Raw genomic sequence first — 17,584 nt, 5'->3', positions numbered from 1 at the left:
CAGCGGAACTCACCCGTCGGGCTGGCCACGCTGAGGCCAGGCAGTGACGACGCACTTCGGGCCGCCTCTTGACCGGGCCGGTCAGGGCCGCTCTGAGCGCCCCTATGCCGACGTTCGGGCTCCGCATCCGGGAGGAGTACAACCACGACCGGCCGCGCTCATCGCTGGGCTTCCGAACCCCACGGGCCTGCGCTGCGATCTGTAACCACTAATCGGCTCTGACGCGTCTGGTGTCGTATGCCCACATCGCGATCTCGACGCGGTTGCGGGCGCCGAGCTTGGTCATCAACGATGCGACGTGGGTCTTGACCGTGCTCAGGCCGACGAAGAGCACGGTGGCGATCTCGGCGTTGGTCCGGCCCCGTGCCACCAGCGCGAGCACCTCCTCCTCGCGCTGGGTGAGCGGGTCGATGGGCTGGACCGGTACCGCCGGTGCCTGGTCGGCGAAGGTCGCCAGCAGCCGGCGGGTCACGTTGGGGGCGATCAGCGCGTCCCCGTTGGCCGCCGCGTGGATGGCCTGCACGAGGAGCTCCGGGCCGGCGTCTTTGAGCAGGAAGCCGCGGGCGCCGGCCCGTAGGGCGCCGAGGACATACTCATCGAGGTCGAAGGTGGTGATCACGACGACCGCCATCGGGTCCGTCACGTCTGGCCCGGCCAGGCGCCGCGTCACCTCGACGCCGTCGAGCCCGGGCATCCGGATGTCGACGAGGAGGACATCGGGACGCAGCCGGGTCGCCAGGTCGAGCGCTGCGAGCCCGTCTGCTGCCTCCCCCACGACCTCGAGGTCGGGTTGCGCGCCGAGGATCATCACCAGCCCGGTCCGGACCAAGTCCTGGTCGTCGGCTACGACAACACGGATGCTCATGCCAGCGCCTCCACCGGCAGCACGGCCTCGACCACCCAGCCACCCTCGGGCCCCGGCCCCGCGGAGAGCGATCCGCCGAGGAGCTGGGCGCGTTCGGCCATGCCCAGCAGGCCGAACCCAGGTTCCGGGGCCGGCCCCGGCTCGGTCCGTCCATCGTCGCTGACGCGCAGCCTGACGGCGTCGCCCTCCCGGCGTACGTCGATCCCGACGCGGGTCGCGCTCCGGGCGTGCCGTACGGCGTTGGTCAGCGACTCCTGCGCGAGCCGGTAGAGCGCGGCGTCCACGGGTCGTGCCAGCCGGGTTAGCGAACCGTTCAGCGAGACCTCGACGGTGGGCGTCGCGTCGGCGCGCGCCAGAGCAGGCAGGTCCGCGACACCCGGCTGCGGTGAGTAGGCGACGGCTTCCACCTCACGCAGCACCCGCACCATGGATCTCATCTCCGCCAGGGTTCGCGACGCTTCAGACTCGATCGCGGCCAGGACCTCGGCAGCCTTTTCGGGCTGGATGCCGGCGACCACGCCACCCGCCTGCGCCTGCACCGCGATGGCCGATACGTGGTGGGCCACGGTGTCGTGCAGCTCGCGCGCGAGCGCTACTCGCTCCTGATTGCGGATCTCGCGTTGTTGGCGGTGCCAGAGGTCCGCGCGGTAGCGGAACACCGCCGCGAGGGCGCCGACGAGCAGCAAGAGGACGCTCCCGCCGAAGACGTCGATCCAGCCCGCGGAGGTGGCGTACATCCCCAGCGCGACGACGACTGTCACGAACGCCGTCCCCAAGACCATCTCCCGGCCCGAGCCCCACCGCACCAGGGAGTAGAGCAGGATCAGGACGGCAATCATGGAGTAGAGGCCGAGGTCCCCGGCGTGCGCAGTCAGCTGCAGGACCGAGAGCAGCCCGGCGACGCCCCACCCGACCAGGGCGGCCATGAGGGGGCGATCCCGCCGCCAGAGCAGGGCAGGCACCAGCACCAGGGCGAGCACCGTCACAAGGGGTCGCCAGGCCAAGCCCGGCCGAACGATGCCCTCGACCAGGGCGGCGGCCGCGAACACGCCCACCAGCAGCCAGTCGAGCCGACCGATGGGTGGGGCGTCAGCAGGCCGCGGCTCATGCCAGATGGAGCGCCGGAAGGTGACCACGGCTCCAGCCTAGGGATCGGCGTGCCTCGGCGTACCGGCCGAAAGAACGAGAGAGAGACCGTGCCATCGGCCAAGTGAACTCCGGCCTCCGGGCCGGTGCGCCCGCCGCCGGGCTCAGCGAGCGTGGACCTACCAGTCCTCACCACAACACCGGAGCCCATGATGAGCGCACGTCAGCCCACCACCACACTGGAAGACCAGCGGATCCCGGTGAGAGCCAAGCTCGCCGCAGCGTGGACAAGCTTCATGTTCCTGTACGCCTACGTGGACATTCTCGGCTTCTTCACGCCCGGCATCGTCGAAGACATCCTCGACGGCCGGGTCTTCGAGTTCGACCTCTCCCAGACCTTTTCGACCACGGCGCTGACCCTCATGGCCATCCCGATCTTCATGGTCGTGCTGTCGATGACGCTGCCCGCCCGCGTGACCCGCATCGCGAACCTCGTCGTGGCCGCGCTCTACGTCCCCGTCACGGTATTCAATGTGGCGGGCGGGTTCTGGCTGTACTTCTACGGCCTTGGCGTCGTGCTGGAATTGATCGTTCTCGCCCTCATCCTGCGGTACGCCTGGACCTGGCCCCGCACCACCGCACGGTCGACGAACCTGGCGACCGGCCCGGACCGTGAAGGCGTTCGCGCCCAGCAGCAAGCGTGAACAGTCCCCGTCCTTCCCGACAGCAGGATCAAGGTCGGGCGCACGTCAGACGCTCCGATGGCATCCCGGAAGTGAGCCGCGAAGCCCAGGTGCTTCAGCCCAGGTCGGCGTACTCATCGCCCACATCCGTCGCATCCACGACACGCATGATCCCATCGTCCGCATTGCCGTAGTGAACGAACGTGCTGATGTCGTCGAGAGCGTTCGCGGCATTGCCGCAAGCCTCGCTGTCTTCGACAAGGTCCTGCAAGACAGGCATGACCAGCTCAAGATCAATCTGCCCGTGCACGCGAGCAAGATGTCCGACGGCCAGAGCCGCAATCGAGCGGACCGAGCCGTCTGCATCCCGCATCAACTCGACGAGTTGACGTTCCATCCAGTGCCGGTCCGGCTCGGTCAGAGCGAGTGCGATCGCCGCTTCGCAGATGACTGGCACGTCACGCTCCGCTCGTGCCCGCTCAAGGTCATGCCGACCGAGAGGAGTCGGCTGGCGGTAGATGCGCTTCACCGGATGGTCCCCTTCAACGTGCCCGGCGTGGCAGCAGGGCAGCCCGTGTCACTGCAGTGTCCCGAGGCTCCCCGAAGGGAGCCATTCAACGTCCCAGCCATCCTCAGTCACGCCGACCTCGCACTCACTCATGTCAGCGAACCACCAGTCACCAATCGTGGTCAGGGAGCCAGGCTGTCCTTCGCAAACGAGCGCGGTGATCGAGCCGCTCTCGTTCGCTTCGACAACGAGGAAGTTGCCCGTGTACGGACCAGCGGTGAAGCGTGCGTCTCGTCGACTCATCGAGCTCACTGTAGGGAATCGGCCGGGCTACGGCCCACGACCGCTTCGAGAGGAGACTGCCCCGCCGTCCTCCTCAACATGCGCGAAGGCTCCTTGCTGTGGGATTGCCCAGCCGACGTTCGCTGGTGGTTATTCGGTCGTCCGCCGCTCTTGGTCGTTGACATCATGTGCGGCGTGCTAGCTACCGCCGAGATCGCCGACCGTCTCTCAGACGGCGCCGCTGCCGTGCTCTCACGTGCCCCAGGCCCGCTTGCGGAGATCGAGGACTGGCTGCTGCTCGCGTCGGCGCGTGAACTGCTTCGGATCGACCGAACGGCACGGTTCTGGCGGCACCGCGACGCACTCAGAACGGCCAGCTTCTGGGAGGGCGGAACACTCTGCACGTCCGGCCACCTTGGCGCTGCCCTCGCGAGCATGCACGGCAACGGTCGAGTCCGGGAAGCTGCCGTCGGCATCCTCACGCGGACCGATGCCCCGTTGGCCGACCGCATGCTCGCCGTCCGCCTCACTGATCATGTCTGGCCCGTTCGAGACGCAGCCACCAGGGCTGTGCTCCGCAGGACATCACTAACCCGAGCGGACCAGATCGTGCCCGTCCTGTACCTCATCGAAGGACGCACGCGAGGCGCCGAAGTCCTGCCCCTGTACCTGCATGCACTCGCTGGGGTTCACGGAGAAGCCGCACTGTGGTCGCGCCTGCGCGGCTCGACCACACCCGCGGTCCGGCGTATGGCCTTCCGGCACAGCCTGACCAATGAGCTGCTGAGTGTCAGCGACGCCGTCGCCGCGCTGCCGCGCGAGCACGACCGCATCGTCCAGAGCCTGCTGGCGCATGCCATCGCCGACCGGGCTGCCCCCGACGTCGTGGCCTCAGCCCTCCTGAGCGACAGGTCGGCCGAGAGTCGTGTGCTCGGCCTCGTCCGGCTGACTGCTGACCTGCTCGATGCCGCAGACGTGGAGCGGCTGCTGGTCGATCCTGGCGTCCTGGTCCGGTTGTGGGCACGGCAGCGATGCGAGGAGCAGGGCCGCAACGCGCTTTCGGTGTATCAAGATGCCGCACGTGGTTCGGGGTCCGCGGCTGTGCGTGCGCGGGCCTACCGTGGTCTGGTCGAGGCCGGCGGCGCCGTGGACCGCGAGGTGGCGCTCGACCTGGTCCGCAGCACCGAGCCGCCGCTGAAGAAGGCAGGCCTTCGCCTGCTCACCGGCCGCGTGGCCCCTGCCGACACCCCGCTGTTGTTCGAGACGCTGCAGACCGGCACCAACCGTGTCGCGCGGCTCGCGTCCGAGGTCCTCCTCGAAATACCTGCCGCGTGGTCGGACGCCGACCTGCTCCCGCTGGCGTCGTCTCCGGACCCGGACCTTCGATGTCGGGCATGGTGGCTCAAGCGCAACCGCAGCGGTTGGGACCAGACGATCGCGGACCTGGCGATCCTGCTCGACCACGACCCCGTTCTCGCCGCGCTCGGCCGCAACATGACACTTCCGCAGTTCGCTCAGCCCACCGAGCTACAGCGAGATCAGCTCATCACCCTGCTCCCGCAGGTGTGGCCCGAGACGTGGCGCACGAGTCGCGTCGCGTTCGCAGCCGGGCTGCGGGGCGAGGCATGAAACTCGCTGAACAGAAATGGCGCACCCTCGTCAACACCGTCACGCTGGGCGGCCAGTCGTACCGCGTGCTTCGGCCGGCCTCCCCGAAAGCTCACGCCCCGCTGTACGACGGCGCCGGGCGCGGAGCCGCACAGCTCGTCGTAGACAAAGCTTCCGCGTTCGAGATCGCATGCGCCTGGTGGCTCGCCGCTCGCTCCCCGAGCAGTCTGATCCACCTCCCACTGCGCCAAGCCACAGGCGAGTGCGGGTCCTGGATCGAAGGGCAGCCCTCCGACCTCGTGCTGATGCACCACAGCATGCAGTTCCCGGTGAAGCAGTGGAAAGAACTTCGCGGCCGCGCCACCTCATGGACTCCGCACACGGTGCGGCTGCCTGCGCAGCCATTCCCGGAGATCACCCGGTCAGATCATGAACGCCGATGGCACCACGGGTTCCGCAACCACCTGTTGTGGGAGACGGCTGCGGACACGCTGTTCGTGATCGGGAGTCGCCCCGCGTTCGAGCTGGCTTCCAACCAGGTGCGGGAACTTGCCGAGGACTGCCCGGCTCACATTGCCCGAACGCCCGACGCCCACTGCTGCGCTGAGATCAACATCGGACGGACTTGGGAGAACGACCGCCGCAATCCGCCTACCAGGCTTCACATCACCTACTGCGAGACCCACCGATGAATCCATTGTGGACGGCCTGGGGCAGTCCCCTCCGGCCGTGGAAGGTGATGTGCGTTGGGCAGATTCAGACCGCTCACGCTCATGACGCGTCCACAACACCCGGTGCCGCCGACCACGTCCGGTACAGCCGACCAACCGTCTCACGAAGGTTCGGCGAACCACTCCGATCGGAGTCTGGACCTTGGCCAACACTCCTGAGACCATGACCAGAGACGGATACCGATTCAGCGACCGTGGGGAGCCTCTTCGCTGGCTGCGTGCCCACCGGGCCCTGGTGTCCTGCCCGCGCTGCGCCGCGATGGCCGTCGCGACCCGGGACCGGGTGACCTGCACGGGTTGCGGGTTTGCACGTGAGGGACCCAACTTTGTGCCCGGCGCCGTCGTCGACGTGGTCGTCCAGAGCCGCTGTCCTGCGTGCGGACACCGGATCAAGGTGACGCGACCAGCGGCGGCGGGCACTGGGTCTCTCGCAGTGCGGTGCTTGGGATGCGGCAAGGTTGCGCGGCACAGGGTCTGGTATGAGACGTCAAACCACGAGTCTGGCGCCCCTCGCTTCCACGGCCTGGACCTGTGGCTTCAGACCGTGTGCGCGGGTAACGTGCTGTGGGCGCTGGACGAAGTGCACCTCGATTTCCTGGAGCGCTACGTCTCCGCGACCCTTCGTGAGCAGGGACGCGGTAACGGATCGCTCGCGTCACGGCTCCCCCGCTGGATCAAGTCGGCCGAAAACCGCGGCGTCGTGTCGGCGGGGTTGGCGCGGCTACGCCGCCGACTGCCTCGCTGACCAGGGGCCATGCACGCCGCGGCCCGTCCTGGGTGTGCTCGGTCACTGCCGTCTGCTGCACGCATTGAGAAAGGCCGTCGAGGCGCAGCGACCGTCGTCGCCAAACGGGCGGCTCCACAGCGCGGCCCTGAACAGGGCGACCAACACGGCGCGGTGTCCCGGGACGTACTCGTCGGCCCAGCCAGCTAGCCGGTCGAGGAAGCCTCGCAGATCGCCCTCGACATCGACCATACGTTCGCGCATCTCTGCTTCAGACGTGACGATCTGCCCGGCCTCGGGACGTTCGTCGTCGACATGCAGCCGCAGGACGCCCCAACCTCGGCCTCAAGCATCTCTCCGGACGCACGGAGGTACGGACCGCATCCGGATGCCTGCGTCGGCCACAGGTTGAAATCGACCGAGGTGTGGATCTCGAGGACCACTTCGACGGACAGCGCCGCCGATCCCGGCGTCACTGCAACCCTTCTTCGATCGAGGTGGTCCGCGTGGGAACCGGCCGGACAAATGCCCTGTCGTGAGACGACAGGTCACCGGCGGGGGCGGCTGCGCGCAGGATGACGTCAAGCGCAGCGTCGACGTCGGACACGTAGATGCCTGACGCCCATGCAGCGTTGGCCTCGATCACCACGAGCCGGTCGTCGAGCAGCCCGACATCCACGACGATCGCCGACGGCAACGTCTCAACCACCTCGCCTATCAGCGCGGCGGCAGCGGGGACGACCTCGGCGGGCAAGGGCCCGAGATGCAAGCGGCCGTGGGCGGCGTACTGGCTCGAGGCGTGCATCACCCCGTCCAAGACGTGGAGACGGAACTCCGCGGTGAAGGAGACGATCTCGGCCACCAGGATGAGCGTGTCCGGGTCGACGGCGTCGGCGCCCGGCAGGCGGGTGCCGTCGGTGTAGACCATGGCCCGCAAGGACTTGTCGTTGGGGGCTTTGACGAACGCCGGGTAACGCAGGGCCCAGGCGTCTCGGATGGGCATCGCGGTGATAGTTCGCCCGACGACGTCGTACGGCAGGTCCGCGAGCCAGGTCGGCGGTGCTTCGAGGCACGCTATGCCTGAGGCCGGCGCGACCGTGTCGGCAAACGTCGGGCCGGCATGGAGGTGGTCGGCCGCCAGGTCTTCGGGGAGTTGGACCGCCGCGGGCTGCACCGTCGTCAGGCCACGCGCGTCGGCGGCCGTGCGGACGGCGTCCGCCGATGCCGTCATGCGAGAAGGAAACAGCATCGTCCGGGGCACCCGCCGAGGGTGCCATATAGCGAGGTCTGGGCGCCCGACCTTTCGGCCCGAGGCGTGCAAAAAGTCGGGCCGCCTCGGACTGTTGGGCTGCTGGATCCCGCCAGCGAGCCTCGCGTGTCAGGCCCGTGCAGGTGCTGACGGCGCCACAGAAAGCACTCGCACGACGTCGCCGATTCCCTCCGCCGCCGCGTCGGCGTGCGCCCAGTGGGGATAACGCGTCGACGCGTCTTCGAGGAGTGTCCGCTGCAACGTGACTGCCTGCCATCCGATACGACGCACCGCGGACGTGACATGCCCTCGGATCTTGAACTGCCCGACGGCGACACCGACCGCCGTCTGCGCCGTCGACTGAACGAAATGGTCATCGTCACCGGCGGCACGGGCCCAAGCACGAGCCGCGTCGGAGTCTGCAGACCAGAGGTGGGCCGACGGCGAATACCCGTATCCAGCAAGCGTGTCGATCAGGAACTGCGGCACGCCATCATCCTGGCCACCCGTTGTGTACCAGTCCTCGAGCGCGCCCAGGATGTCGCTGCCGTGGTCGTTGCCGAACGGCGCAAACTCATCGGTCCCGTCGTAGAACGACTCAGGCGCGACCGCAACGAACGTCGGATGACTGTTTTCTCGCGTGCGGCCTCCGACATACAGGCCGTGCACTCGCCACCATTCTCCGCTCCGCACGGCGCCGAGCGTAACAGCGGGGGGTGACGTCAGTCCGGGTCTGGATGCCGTAGCGCCTGTTCGGAGCCAGCAGCGGCAGCACTCGCTCGAGCTAAGTGATGCGTCGGGTGCTACGACTCAGTGTCGATCACGACCACGATCGCTGTGGGCGTCCCGGCGGCGTCGAGTTCCAGGCGCACGGGAAACTCACCGTCGCCCACCGATGTCATCGCCATCATGATGTCGGCGCCGCCGACCGAGATCGTGCCTACCTCGTGCTCGTCCGCGCGGACCTTGGCCATAACCTGCCAGTGGTGCGAATGCGGCCGGAAGTCGAAATTGAACCTCGGCTGCCCGCTCGATCGCCGTCGCGACTCCAGGTCGAGCGCCCGGTTCAGCGCGTCCTGGAACGGCAGGTCCACCCAGCCGTAGCCGACGTCGCCCGGGCCGGTCAGGCGCAGGGCGTCGAGCTCGACCGCGAGCTGCGCCTCGTCCCGACCCCAGAACACGACGTCGGCCAGGCCATCGATCGGGTCCTCGTGCACCCACGAGCTGAGGGCGTCCGCGTCGCCGATCACGAGGCGGGCATGATCGACGCGCAGTTGGCCGAGCTCCCGGGTCTGGGCGGTCGGTGCGTCGCTGAGCACGATGCGGGTCTGTGCCCAGCCCCAGTCGCCGGCGGTCGCGGTCACGTGAAGCGCGCTGCTGGTGGAGATTCCGCCGACGGAGATCACCGGCACTCCGAAGTTCAGGAAGGTGGGATCACCGCTGGCGATCGCGTGCCGAACCCGCTCGCGATGCGGGACCTGGTGCGGCAAGACCTGGAGGTCGGCATCGAGCCCCGCCTTCTTGCAATGCTTGGCGAATGCATCAGTGATCTCCTCGACGCCGTGGGTCGGGATGTCATAGAGCCTGGTCCCGGGCTGCCGATCGAACGACCGTGCCGCGGCATTGGCATCGGGTCCGCCGATCTCCATGTCCACGGCGGGACCCGGCCGCGCCGGGACGTCCTCGGGACGCCGGTCACCCGACCACTGGCTGAGGTAGCCGCCGTCGGTCAGCACGAGTTGGCCCGAGGGGCAGGTGGTCTTCCCGAGTTCAACGACGTCAGCCATGTGCCGGGAGTCTAGGGCTCACCTCGGCCGTCGTGTCGAGGGTGACCGATACCGTTCGGACCTAAGCCGGCAGGAAACGCGCAGCTCGATGCGCGCTCATCGAGCTCACCGTATAGGACCGAGCGAATTGCGGCCCACGACCGCTTGGAGAGAAGACGCGCCCGGTCCTTGGCATCACAAACGCTCCTCGCTGCGGCTCGGCGCTGCCGACGATCGCCGAACACAAGGCCGACGACGTCCCGTCCGCACTGAGGTCAGGGACCATCAACATCGCGGATAGCGTTGGGACGTGGCTTCACTCGATCCGGACAGCGTGCTCAACACCCTCATGACAGACGTGGCGGTACGAGTCTTGGCGCCAGGGTGCGATACCTATGACATCGGGATGGATACGTTGGGTGACGTGTATCGCCGCGTCCCCGCCACCGCGACACACGCGGATGCGGCTTACATCCTCTGGGCAGAACTCACCGACATCGATGACGCCCCACGACTGAGCGCGCCGAAACTGGCGGCCGCACTGACCAAGCTGGTTGCCCGTGAGTGGTTAGCGACCGACGTCTCGGACCCGAACGCGGTCACCGCCTACTTCCTTCGCTGGGCCAGCCCGATGCTGTTGACCCGTGAGCTCTTCGAAGAGAGCGACGGCGACAACGAGTGGCGCCCCGAGTACTACGCCTATCTGGAGCGCGAGATCCAACGCATCCTGCGCGTGCAAGGCGAACACATCCCGGCGCCCGACCGCGACGCGATCAGGGAGTACCTCGCAGTCGCCGAGTTTGGACTCGCACTCGAACACGTCACCTCGGCCCTCGGTGAGCACGAGGTAGCGACAACGGAACGCGAACTGCGCCGACTCGGATGGCTCGCCGAGTTGATGGGTAGCGAGTGCGCCCAGCGCGACATTGTGACGATCCCGGTGCTTGAGGGCTGACTACCCGCGAACCATCGGTCCGCTGAGTTCCGGGGGCCGCTTCTCACCTATGGCGTGAAGCCGGAACGACCAGAGGAGCGATCATGCAGCCCACAAACCTGGATTCAGCGCATCATGCCCAGCTAGTCCCGCTCGCCGAGGCCGCTGCGCACTTCCACGTGTCCACCAAGACGCTGCGCCGCCGCATCGCAGACGGCACTATCACTGGATACCGTGTCGGCCGTCTCATCCGGGTAGATCTCAACGAGCTGACCCAACGCCTGGTGGTCACGATCCCCTCAGCACACTCCGCGTGAAACACCCGCTGGCCAACGACTGCGGAAACCGCTGGGCCCGCACCGGCGCGGGCCCAGCTGTTCATGCGTCAGGCAGCGTCGCCCTCCGGTGTGTTCATGCGTTCCTTCTCCAGCCGGATCTCCTCCCCCGCAGTCACACTCATCCGCGCGGCGAGCTCGATGTCCCGTGCCATCGTCGCCTTCTGGTACCGCAGCACCACACTCACGTCGGCATGCCCGCCACGACGCATGAGCTCGGCCAGGGTCGCTCCCTCCTGCGCAATCCGGGTCAGCCCCGTGTGCCTCAGGTCGTGGAACCGGTAGCCGTTCGGAAGTCTCGCGACCGTGCCCCGAGCGGCCGCCCAGATGCCGTTCCACCGCGACGCCGACAGGTACTGGTTACCCCGCGCTTCACCCGGCACCACCGGCGCCGTCCGTGCTCGCCCCACGTGCTGGTCGAGGTGCTCGCGCAGTCGCTCGATCATGAGCGGCGGGACAGACATCGACCGGAGGCCGCTGTCCGACTTCGGATCCGTGAGCTTGCCCGTGCTCCCGTTCTTCTGCCGCCGCACATACAGCGTCGCCGCGGTCCGGTCGCCGTTCCAGACGATGTCGTGCCGCTGCAGACCGAGCACCTCCCCGCGCCGGAGCTGGCACCACGCCGCGAACAGCACGGCGATCCGCCAGGGCTGCGGCACGGCCTCGTAGAGCGCGTCGACCTGAGTCGGCGTAGCGACGTCGTCCTCGGGGGTGTGGGCGTCGTCGTGCCGCACCGACTTGCGGGTCGGCGTCGGCACGTCCGGCATCTTCGCGAGCAGCCCGTCACGCACCGCCGCCCGGAGGATCATCTTCAGCACGTCGACGGCGTCGCCCGCGATCCCGTTGTGCTTGGCGTCCTCTTTGAGTACCGAAGGCATGGCGACGAGCTTGATCACGAGCGCACGCACCCGCTCGGTGTCGATCTCCCGGACCTTCACGTCCCCGAGCGGCGCCATGAGGTAGTTGCGCACCCGCCCTCGGTACGCGATCACGGTCCCCGGCCGGCGGAGCTTGCCGCCCTTGCCGGGCTCGGTCGCGATGCGCTCCAGCCACCGCTCGGCGTACTCACGGAAGGTCACGTCCCGCGCGGCTGCGGCCTCAGCGGCTGCCCGACGCCGTCGGACAGCCTCGTCGGGCGGGAGCCACTCCCCTCGGCTGATGGCCGCGTGCACCCCGTTGAGCCACTCGCGAGCGTCGCCCTTGGTGAGGAACGTCAGCGGCTTGTCGTCCTCGGTCCGCGCCGAGTAGGTCTTGTCGTCCGGTCCCGTGTAGCGAGCCTGCCAGCGCTTCGAGGGCAGCTTCCGCAGGCTCCCCCACGCCTCGCGACGCTGCCTGGTCGTCGTATCGCTCCTGGTCATTCCCATCGGTCAACCTCCTGGTTCGTGTCCGTCGTCGTGCCACCCCCGTGCCATAAGTGGCGGCAATTTCGGACCGTTCACGTCCATAGGTGTCCACGACACCCCAGGACGCAAAGAGGCCCGAACCCGCGAAATTCCACGGATCCGGGCCTCTGACCAGGCCGACCGCCCAAGGGCGGCCGAGCGACCAACTAGAAGTTGATCATGTGCCCAGCAATGCCGTGGATCGACTCCTGGAGAGCCTCCGACAGCGTCGGGTGCGTGTGCACGTTGCGCGCCATCTCGTCGGCCGTGAGGTCCCACTTCTGCGCCAGCGTCAGCTCGGGCAGGAGCTCCGAGACGTCCGGGCCGATCATGTGCGCGCCGAGGATCTCGTTGTACTTGGCGTCGGCGACCAGCTTGACGAAGCCGGTCGGGTCGCCCAGACCGTGCGCCTTGCCGTTGGCCATGAACGGGAAGGAGGCGACCTTCACGTCGTAGCCCTCGTCCTTGGCCTGCTGCTCGGTGAGGCCGAACGACGCGATCTGCGGGGAGCAGAACGTCGCACGCGGCATCATGCGGTAGTCGCCGAGGGTCTGGGTCTCGGCCCCGCCGATGGTCTCCGCGGCGACGACGCCCTGCGCCTCCGCGACGTGCGCCAGCATGAGCTTGGCGGTGACGTCGCCGATGGCGTAGATGTGCGGCACGTTGGTCCGCATGTAGTCGTCGATGGCGATGGCGCCGCGGTCGGTGAGCTGCACGCCCGTGCTCTCGAGCCCGAACCCGCTGACGTTCGGCGCGAAGCCGACGGCCATGAGCACCTTGTCGACCACGAGCTCGCCCGGCTTGTCGTCCTTGACGCCCTTGTAGGAGACCGTGACGGACGAGCCGTTGTCCTTGACCGTCTGGACGGCCGTCGAGGTCAGCACGTTGATGCCGAGCTTCTTGTACTGCTTGGCGATCTCCTTGGACACGTCCGCGTCCTCGTTCGGCAGCGCACGGTCGAGGAACTCGACGATAGTGACGTCCACGCCGTAGTTCTTCAGGAAGTAGCCGAACTCCATGCCGATCGCGCCGGCGCCGACGATGGCGATCGACTTGGGCAGGTCGCGCGTGAGGATCTGCTTCTCGTAGGTGACCACGTTCTCGGACAGCTCGACGCCGGGCAGCAGGCGCACCTCGGAGCCGGTCGCGATGATCGCGTTGTCGAAGGTCACGGTCTCGGTGCCGCCCTTGTTGAGGGCCACGTCGATGGTGTTCGCGTCGCGGAAGGTGCCGCGGCCGTCGAGCTCCGTGATCTTGTTCTTCTTCATGAGGAAGTGCACGCCCTTGACCCGGCCGTCCGCGACCGTGCGCGAACGGTCCCAGGCCTTCCCGAAGTCGAACGTGACGTCTCCGGACATGCCGAAGAAGTCCTTCTGGTGAGTGAAGATGTGCGCCAGCTCAGCGTTGCGGAGCAAGGCCTTCGAGGGGATGCAGCCCACGTTGAGGCAGACACCACCCCAATACTTCTCCTCGATGATCGCAACGGACTTACCGAGCTGGGCAGCGCGGATGGCGGCGACGTAGCCGCCGGGGCCCGCGCCGAGGAGTACGACGTCGTAGTGGGAAGCCATGGGTCAAGGGTATTAGTGCGCGCGAATCGCGGTGACGTGAGTTCGGTCTCGTTGGTTGCGACGTGCCCGGCCCCGTGTCAGCGCACGCTGTCGACGCCCTTGTTCGCCAGCGCGTCCGCACGCTCGTTGCCCGGGTCGCCCGCGTGGCCCTTCACCCAGACCCAGCTGACCTCGTGCTTGGCGACCTCAGCGTCGAGCGCCTGCCAGAGGTCGACGTTCTTGACGGGCTGCTTGCTCGCCGTCTTCCAGCCGTTCCGCTTCCAGCCGACGATCCAGGTCTTCATCCCGTTCATCACGTACGAGGAGTCGACGTGGATGGTGACCTTCGTGGACGTCTTGAGCGCACGCAGGCCCTCGACGACGGCGGTCAGCTCCATGCGGTTGTTCGTCGTGGCCTTGTCGCCGCCGAACAGCTCCTTCTCGTGCTCGCCGGAGCGCAGCAGGGCACCCCACCCACCCAGACCCGGGTTGCCCTTGCAGGCGCCGTCTGTCCACATCTCGACGGTTGGATTCGTTGCGGTTGCGCTGGTCACGGGCCTCACCCTAACCGGCGCTCCAGGCCGCGCGCGCCGTAGGCCGGGCCGAGTGTCAGTGGTCCGACATAGCGTGTGAGACGGCCCGGGACGGCCATGCTCGACTGCCACGCTCAAGGAGGAACGATGAAGTTCGGGTTCATCAGCAGCTTCGGTTCGATAGAGCAGCACGTTGCGCTCGCGCGGGAGTGCGAGGCACACGGCTGGGACGGCTTCTTCACCTGGGACGCCATCAGCATGAGCGGTGAATGGGCGATGCCGGTCTACGACCCGTTCGGCGTCCTGGCGGCCGCCGCGGCCGTGACGGAGCGCATCACGCTCGGCGCGATGGTGTTCGCCGTGCCCCGGCACCGGCCGTGGGAGCTCGCGCAGCGGGCGCTCACCGTGGACCGGCTCTCGGGCGGACGCCTCGTGCTGCCCGTCGGCGTCGGCGTGACCGACGACCGCGGCTTCACCTCTGTCCCGGGCCAGGCCACGGGCCTCAAGGACCGGGCGGGACTGCTGGACGAGACCCTCGCCTGGCTCGAACGGTCCTGGTCGGGCGAAGAATTCGAGTTCCGGGGCGAGCAGATCAGCACGGGCCCGTTCCGCTATCCCGAGCGGCCGGTCAACGGCAGGATCCCGGTGTGGCCGGTCGGCGTCTGGGACGCCGAGCGTCCGCCCGTCAAGAACCTGCAACGCGCCCTGCGCTGGGACGGGATCGTCCCGCAGCTACGCGGCACCGCGGACGAGCCGACGGCGGACAAGGTCGCCGCGCTGGTCGACTGGCTGAACACCAACCGGGACGGCGACAAGCCGTTCGACGTCGTCGCGCAGGGCAAGCTCTCCCCCGACCCCGCCGAGGCCGCCGAGCAGGCCCGCGCCATGGCCGACGCCGGGGCCACCTGGTGGATCGACTCCTGGTGGGACCCCAAGACCAATACCCCGGAGGAGCTCCTCAAGAAGGTCCGCCAGGGGCCGCCGACCTTGTAGCGCGCAGCCGACGCACGGGAGATTTTCCGCGGATCGCCCGCGGAGGCCCAAGATTTCAACGCGCCCGGAGTTCTTTCCCGACCTAGCATCCGATTGCGACGCCGTGTCGGCGCGAACGGAGAACTCCTTCTTGACCAACCAATTCACCAGCCAGCGCGTGCGCGTAGATATCCAAGCGCTGCGAACGGTTGCCGTCCTGGCTGTGGTGCTCTACCACCTCTGGCCGAACCGGCTCACCGGTGGGTACACGGGCGTCGACGTCTTCTTCGTCATCTCAGGCTTCCTGATCACCTCGCACATCGTGCGGGACGCCGAAATGAGGTCGTTCTCCGTCACGGCGTTCTGGGCACGGCGATTGCTCCGACTGCTGCCGGCCTCGCTGCTGGTGCTGGCAGTAACCGCCGTCGGCGTATGGGCGCTGGCCCCGATGCCGTTGTGGACCCAATGGTTCCGCGAGATCGCCGCATCGACGCTGTACGCCCAGAACTGGATACTCGCCGCGGACACCGTCGACTACATGGCGGCCGAGAACGTCGCCTCTCCCGTCCAGCACTACTGGTCGCTGTCCACCGAGGAACAGTTCTACCTGGTCTGGCCTCTCCTGCTGGCCCTTGCTCTCGGGGTGGGCCGCTATCGCCGATCAGGCTGGCGCCCCACTGCGGTCACGACGCTCGCGCTGGTCACAGTCCTCTCCGCAGTCACGAGCATGGTCTGGACCTCGATCGACCAGCCCACGGCATACCTGGTCACACCCACGCGCGCCTGGGAGTTCGGGGCCGGGGCCCTTCTCGCGTTCTCCCCGGCGCTGCGCGTCTGGCGCACGGCAGCGGTGTGGGTCGGTCTGGTGCTGATCGCGGTATCGGCAGTGGCTTTCACGCCGGGCACACCCTTCCCCGGGATGTGGGCAGCGGTTCCGGTGATCGGCACCGCGCTGGTGATCGCCGGACGAACTCAGAACCGGGCAACGCTCGGACTTATGAGCGTTCGCCCGGTGCAGTTCCTCGGCGACGTCTCCTATGCGATCTACCTCTGGCACTGGCCCCTGATCGTTCTCGTCCCCTTCTGGACCGGCCACAGCCTGCGCACCTTCGACAAGGTGACGATCCTCGGCGCCACGATTCTCCTGGCGTGGGCAACGCGCCGGTGGGTCGAGCAACCGATCCTGACGCGTCGCCGCAAGATCCGCACCTGGGTCACGTTCACGGCAGCCGCGGTCGCGGGTGCTCTCGTCCTGGCACTCACGCTTGCGGGTACGTATACCGCCACGCACCGCAACGAGAACGAGCTGCGCGCCGCCGCCGGGCTGGTTGCCGATCCGCAGGCTTGTTTCGGCGCCGCTGCCCGCCCCCTGGACGGGCAAGCTTGCGCCGCCGAGGATCTACCGTCCGGTCTGACCCCGCCGCTCGACGTCGCCCCAGCGGACACTCCCGCGCTCTTCCACGACCGGTGTGACGGGACCAGCAAGACCGATGCGATTCCCAAGCCCTGTCAGGTGGGTGACCAGGACAGCCCGGTCCGGATCGCGCTCATCGGTGACTCGCACGCCGTCCAGTACTCGGCGATGCTCGACGAGATCGCGAGCCGGAACGGCTGGGCGCTCGACGGCTACTCGAAGGGCGCATGCCCCTTCTCGGACGTGCGGCGCGAGCAGGACGCCGTTCTGCACGCAGCATGCACCGAATGGGTCGAGCGGGCCACGAAGATGCTGATCGAGGGCGACTACGACCTCGTCCTGACGTCCCAGGTCAGTGGCGTCGCCTGGTCGCCTCCGTCCGGACAGTCCCCGGACGACTACGCCGAGGGCGGCCTCGTCTCGCTGTGGACCAGCCTCGCCGACGTCGGCATCCGAGTGGCGGCGATCGCCGACGTCCCGCGACCCCAGAAGGGTGTGCTGGACTGCCTGCTCAAGGCTTCCGGAGACGTGTCCACCGCGTGCCGTGCCCCGCGTACCGACGCGATGCTGTTCGATCCGCAGCCGGGAGCCGTCGCTCAGCTCGCCCGACCGGACGTGACACTGATCGATATGACGGACATCTACTGCGACGAACGCGAGTGCCTGCCCGTGATCGGTGGGGTGCCGGTCTATCGCGACTCGAACCATCTCACCAACACCTTCGCGGGCACCCTCTCGCCATACTTCGAGGCTGTCCTTGGCCCCCTGCTGGTCGACGCGACCTAGCGACACGCAAGGAACCCGCGAGCGCCCGGACCACCCATGAGGGTGTCCGGGCGTTCGTGCGTCACGGCGAGCTCGGCGAGCTCGGCGACCCACTCGAAGAGCACCCCCGGGCCGCCGTCCTTTTAGCAGGTAGCATCTCCGTCCGCATCGCTTTTCACCCTCGCTTCACCCGATAG

18 protein-coding genes are annotated in these 17,584 nt (G+C 67.9%); 7 read left to right on the top strand and 11 right to left on the bottom strand.

Annotated elements, in window-relative coordinates; translation table 11 throughout:
- Positions 1 to 208: 208 nt before the first annotated feature.
- Together C8K30_RS22095 and C8K30_RS22090 are read right to left on the bottom strand one after the other, a co-directional pair.
- Entirely contained in the window at positions 209 to 865 is a 657-nt protein-coding gene (locus C8K30_RS22095) for a response regulator transcription factor (protein ID WP_108495057.1), read from the bottom strand.
- Positions 862 to 2,001, bottom strand: a complete 1,140-nt coding sequence (locus C8K30_RS22090) for a sensor histidine kinase (RefSeq protein ID WP_108495056.1) — start codon at positions 1,999 to 2,001, stop codon at positions 862 to 864. Before C8K30_RS22090 ends, C8K30_RS22095 begins: the two co-directional genes overlap by 4 nt.
- Positions 2,002 to 2,163: 162 nt before the next feature.
- Here C8K30_RS22090 and C8K30_RS22085 point away from each other — a divergent pair, with 162 nt between their 5' ends.
- On the top strand, positions 2,164 to 2,655 hold the full coding sequence (locus C8K30_RS22085) for a DUF6326 family protein (RefSeq protein ID WP_108495235.1): 492 nt from the start codon (positions 2,164 to 2,166) through the stop codon (positions 2,653 to 2,655).
- 94 nt (positions 2,656 to 2,749) lie between these two features.
- Here the strand turns inward: C8K30_RS22085 and C8K30_RS22080 are convergent, their stop codons facing one another.
- The gene (locus C8K30_RS22080) at positions 2,750 to 3,163 is read right to left on the bottom strand and encodes a hypothetical protein (protein ID WP_146197562.1); all 414 of its coding nucleotides are present in this window, start codon (positions 3,161 to 3,163) and stop codon (positions 2,750 to 2,752) included.
- A gap of 48 nt (positions 3,164 to 3,211) precedes the next feature.
- Positions 3,212 to 3,445, bottom strand: coding sequence for a hypothetical protein (locus C8K30_RS30460; RefSeq protein ID WP_146197561.1), 234 nt, complete (start codon positions 3,443 to 3,445; stop codon positions 3,212 to 3,214).
- Positions 3,446 to 3,523: 78 nt separating this feature from the next.
- Here C8K30_RS30460 and C8K30_RS22075 point away from each other — a divergent pair, with 78 nt between their 5' ends.
- Together C8K30_RS22075 and C8K30_RS22070 are read left to right on the top strand one after the other, a co-directional pair.
- Positions 3,524 to 5,053, top strand: a complete 1,530-nt coding sequence (locus tag C8K30_RS22075; RefSeq protein WP_146197560.1) for a hypothetical protein — start codon at positions 3,524 to 3,526, stop codon at positions 5,051 to 5,053.
- On the top strand, positions 5,050 to 5,724 hold the full coding sequence (locus C8K30_RS22070) for a hypothetical protein (protein ID WP_108495234.1): 675 nt from the start codon (positions 5,050 to 5,052) through the stop codon (positions 5,722 to 5,724). The genes C8K30_RS22075 and C8K30_RS22070 overlap by 4 nt, the downstream gene beginning before the upstream one ends.
- An 826-nt stretch (positions 5,725 to 6,550) precedes the next feature.
- Here the strand turns inward: C8K30_RS22070 and C8K30_RS22065 are convergent.
- From C8K30_RS22065 to C8K30_RS22050, 4 genes are all read right to left on the bottom strand, one after another.
- On the bottom strand, positions 6,551 to 6,751 hold the full coding sequence (locus C8K30_RS22065) for a hypothetical protein (RefSeq protein ID WP_108495053.1): 201 nt from the start codon (positions 6,749 to 6,751) through the stop codon (positions 6,551 to 6,553).
- Positions 6,752 to 6,959: 208 nt separating this feature from the next.
- Complete coding sequence (locus C8K30_RS22060; RefSeq protein ID WP_233257365.1) at positions 6,960 to 7,718, bottom strand: ATP-grasp domain-containing protein; 759 nt, start codon at positions 7,716 to 7,718, stop codon at positions 6,960 to 6,962.
- A gap of 147 nt (positions 7,719 to 7,865) precedes the next feature.
- Positions 7,866 to 8,429, bottom strand: a complete 564-nt coding sequence (locus C8K30_RS22055) for a hypothetical protein (protein WP_146197559.1) — start codon at positions 8,427 to 8,429, stop codon at positions 7,866 to 7,868.
- 110 nt (positions 8,430 to 8,539) lie between these two features.
- The gene (locus tag C8K30_RS22050; RefSeq protein WP_199230631.1) at positions 8,540 to 9,391 is read right to left on the bottom strand and encodes a hypothetical protein; all 852 of its coding nucleotides are present in this window, start codon (positions 9,389 to 9,391) and stop codon (positions 8,540 to 8,542) included.
- A gap of 421 nt (positions 9,392 to 9,812) precedes the next feature.
- Between C8K30_RS22050 and C8K30_RS22045 the strand changes: the two genes are divergently transcribed.
- Positions 9,813 to 10,457, top strand: a complete 645-nt coding sequence (locus tag C8K30_RS22045) for a hypothetical protein (protein ID WP_146197558.1) — start codon at positions 9,813 to 9,815, stop codon at positions 10,455 to 10,457.
- Between the two features lie 83 nt (positions 10,458 to 10,540).
- Entirely contained in the window at positions 10,541 to 10,753 is a 213-nt protein-coding gene (locus C8K30_RS22040; protein ID WP_108495048.1) for a helix-turn-helix domain-containing protein, read from the top strand.
- A gap of 68 nt (positions 10,754 to 10,821) precedes the next feature.
- On the opposite strand, the gene C8K30_RS22035 is transcribed toward C8K30_RS22040, so the two are convergent.
- From C8K30_RS22035 to rnhA, 3 genes are all read right to left on the bottom strand, one after another.
- On the bottom strand, positions 10,822 to 12,135 hold the full coding sequence (locus C8K30_RS22035; protein WP_233257364.1) for a site-specific integrase: 1,314 nt from the start codon (positions 12,133 to 12,135) through the stop codon (positions 10,822 to 10,824).
- A 185-nt stretch (positions 12,136 to 12,320) separates the two neighbouring features.
- Positions 12,321 to 13,724, bottom strand: a complete 1,404-nt coding sequence (gene lpdA, locus C8K30_RS22030; protein WP_108495046.1) for a dihydrolipoyl dehydrogenase — start codon at positions 13,722 to 13,724, stop codon at positions 12,321 to 12,323.
- 77 nt (positions 13,725 to 13,801) lie between these two features.
- Positions 13,802 to 14,221, bottom strand: a complete 420-nt coding sequence (rnhA, locus tag C8K30_RS22025) for a ribonuclease HI (RefSeq protein ID WP_108495045.1) — start codon at positions 14,219 to 14,221, stop codon at positions 13,802 to 13,804.
- A 162-nt stretch (positions 14,222 to 14,383) separates the two neighbouring features.
- On the opposite strand from rnhA, the gene C8K30_RS22020 reads away from it, so the two are divergent.
- Both C8K30_RS22020 and C8K30_RS22015 read left to right on the top strand, forming a co-directional pair.
- Positions 14,384 to 15,229, top strand: coding sequence for an LLM class flavin-dependent oxidoreductase (locus tag C8K30_RS22020; protein ID WP_108495044.1), 846 nt, complete (start codon positions 14,384 to 14,386; stop codon positions 15,227 to 15,229).
- Positions 15,230 to 15,359: 130 nt separating this feature from the next.
- Positions 15,360 to 17,408, top strand: a complete 2,049-nt coding sequence (locus C8K30_RS22015; protein ID WP_158281094.1) for an acyltransferase family protein — start codon at positions 15,360 to 15,362, stop codon at positions 17,406 to 17,408.
- Positions 17,409 to 17,584: the final 176 nt, after the last annotated feature.

Origin of the sequence: Promicromonospora sp. AC04, from assembly GCF_003058225.1 — a bacterium.
In the GTDB taxonomy this organism is placed as follows: Bacteria; Actinomycetota; Actinomycetes; order Actinomycetales; family Cellulomonadaceae; genus Promicromonospora.
The sequence above is the reverse complement of the archived record's forward strand: the minus strand, read 5'-3'. Positions and strand labels throughout refer to the sequence as shown.

Bases quoted from the DNA above. Each gene is read 5' to 3' on its own strand.
- C8K30_RS22085 (WP_108495235.1), top strand. From the start codon at position 2,164: ATGAGCGCACGTCAGCCCACCACCACACTGGAAGACCAGCGGATCCCG.
- C8K30_RS22070 (WP_108495234.1), top strand. From the start codon at position 5,050: ATGAAACTCGCTGAACAGAAATGGCGCACCCTCGTCAACACCGTCACG.
- lpdA (WP_108495046.1), bottom strand. From the start codon at position 13,724: ATGGCTTCCCACTACGACGTCGTACTCCTCGGCGCGGGCCCCGGCGGC.
- C8K30_RS22075 (WP_146197560.1), top strand. From the start codon at position 3,524: ATGCGCGAAGGCTCCTTGCTGTGGGATTGCCCAGCCGACGTTCGCTGG.
- rnhA (WP_108495045.1), bottom strand. From the start codon at position 14,221: ATGTGGACAGACGGCGCCTGCAAGGGCAACCCGGGTCTGGGTGGGTGG.
- C8K30_RS22065 (WP_108495053.1), bottom strand. From the start codon at position 6,751: ATGCGCGAACGTATGGTCGATGTCGAGGGCGATCTGCGAGGCTTCCTC.
- C8K30_RS30460 (WP_146197561.1), bottom strand. From the start codon at position 3,445: ATGAGTCGACGAGACGCACGCTTCACCGCTGGTCCGTACACGGGCAAC.
- C8K30_RS22060 (WP_233257365.1), bottom strand. From the start codon at position 7,718: ATGACGGCATCGGCGGACGCCGTCCGCACGGCCGCCGACGCGCGTGGC.
- C8K30_RS22035 (WP_233257364.1), bottom strand. From the start codon at position 12,135: ATGGGAATGACCAGGAGCGATACGACGACCAGGCAGCGTCGCGAGGCG.
- C8K30_RS22095 (WP_108495057.1), bottom strand. From the start codon at position 865: ATGAGCATCCGTGTTGTCGTAGCCGACGACCAGGACTTGGTCCGGACC.
- C8K30_RS22020 (WP_108495044.1), top strand. From the start codon at position 14,384: ATGAAGTTCGGGTTCATCAGCAGCTTCGGTTCGATAGAGCAGCACGTT.
- C8K30_RS22040 (WP_108495048.1), top strand. From the start codon at position 10,541: ATGCAGCCCACAAACCTGGATTCAGCGCATCATGCCCAGCTAGTCCCG.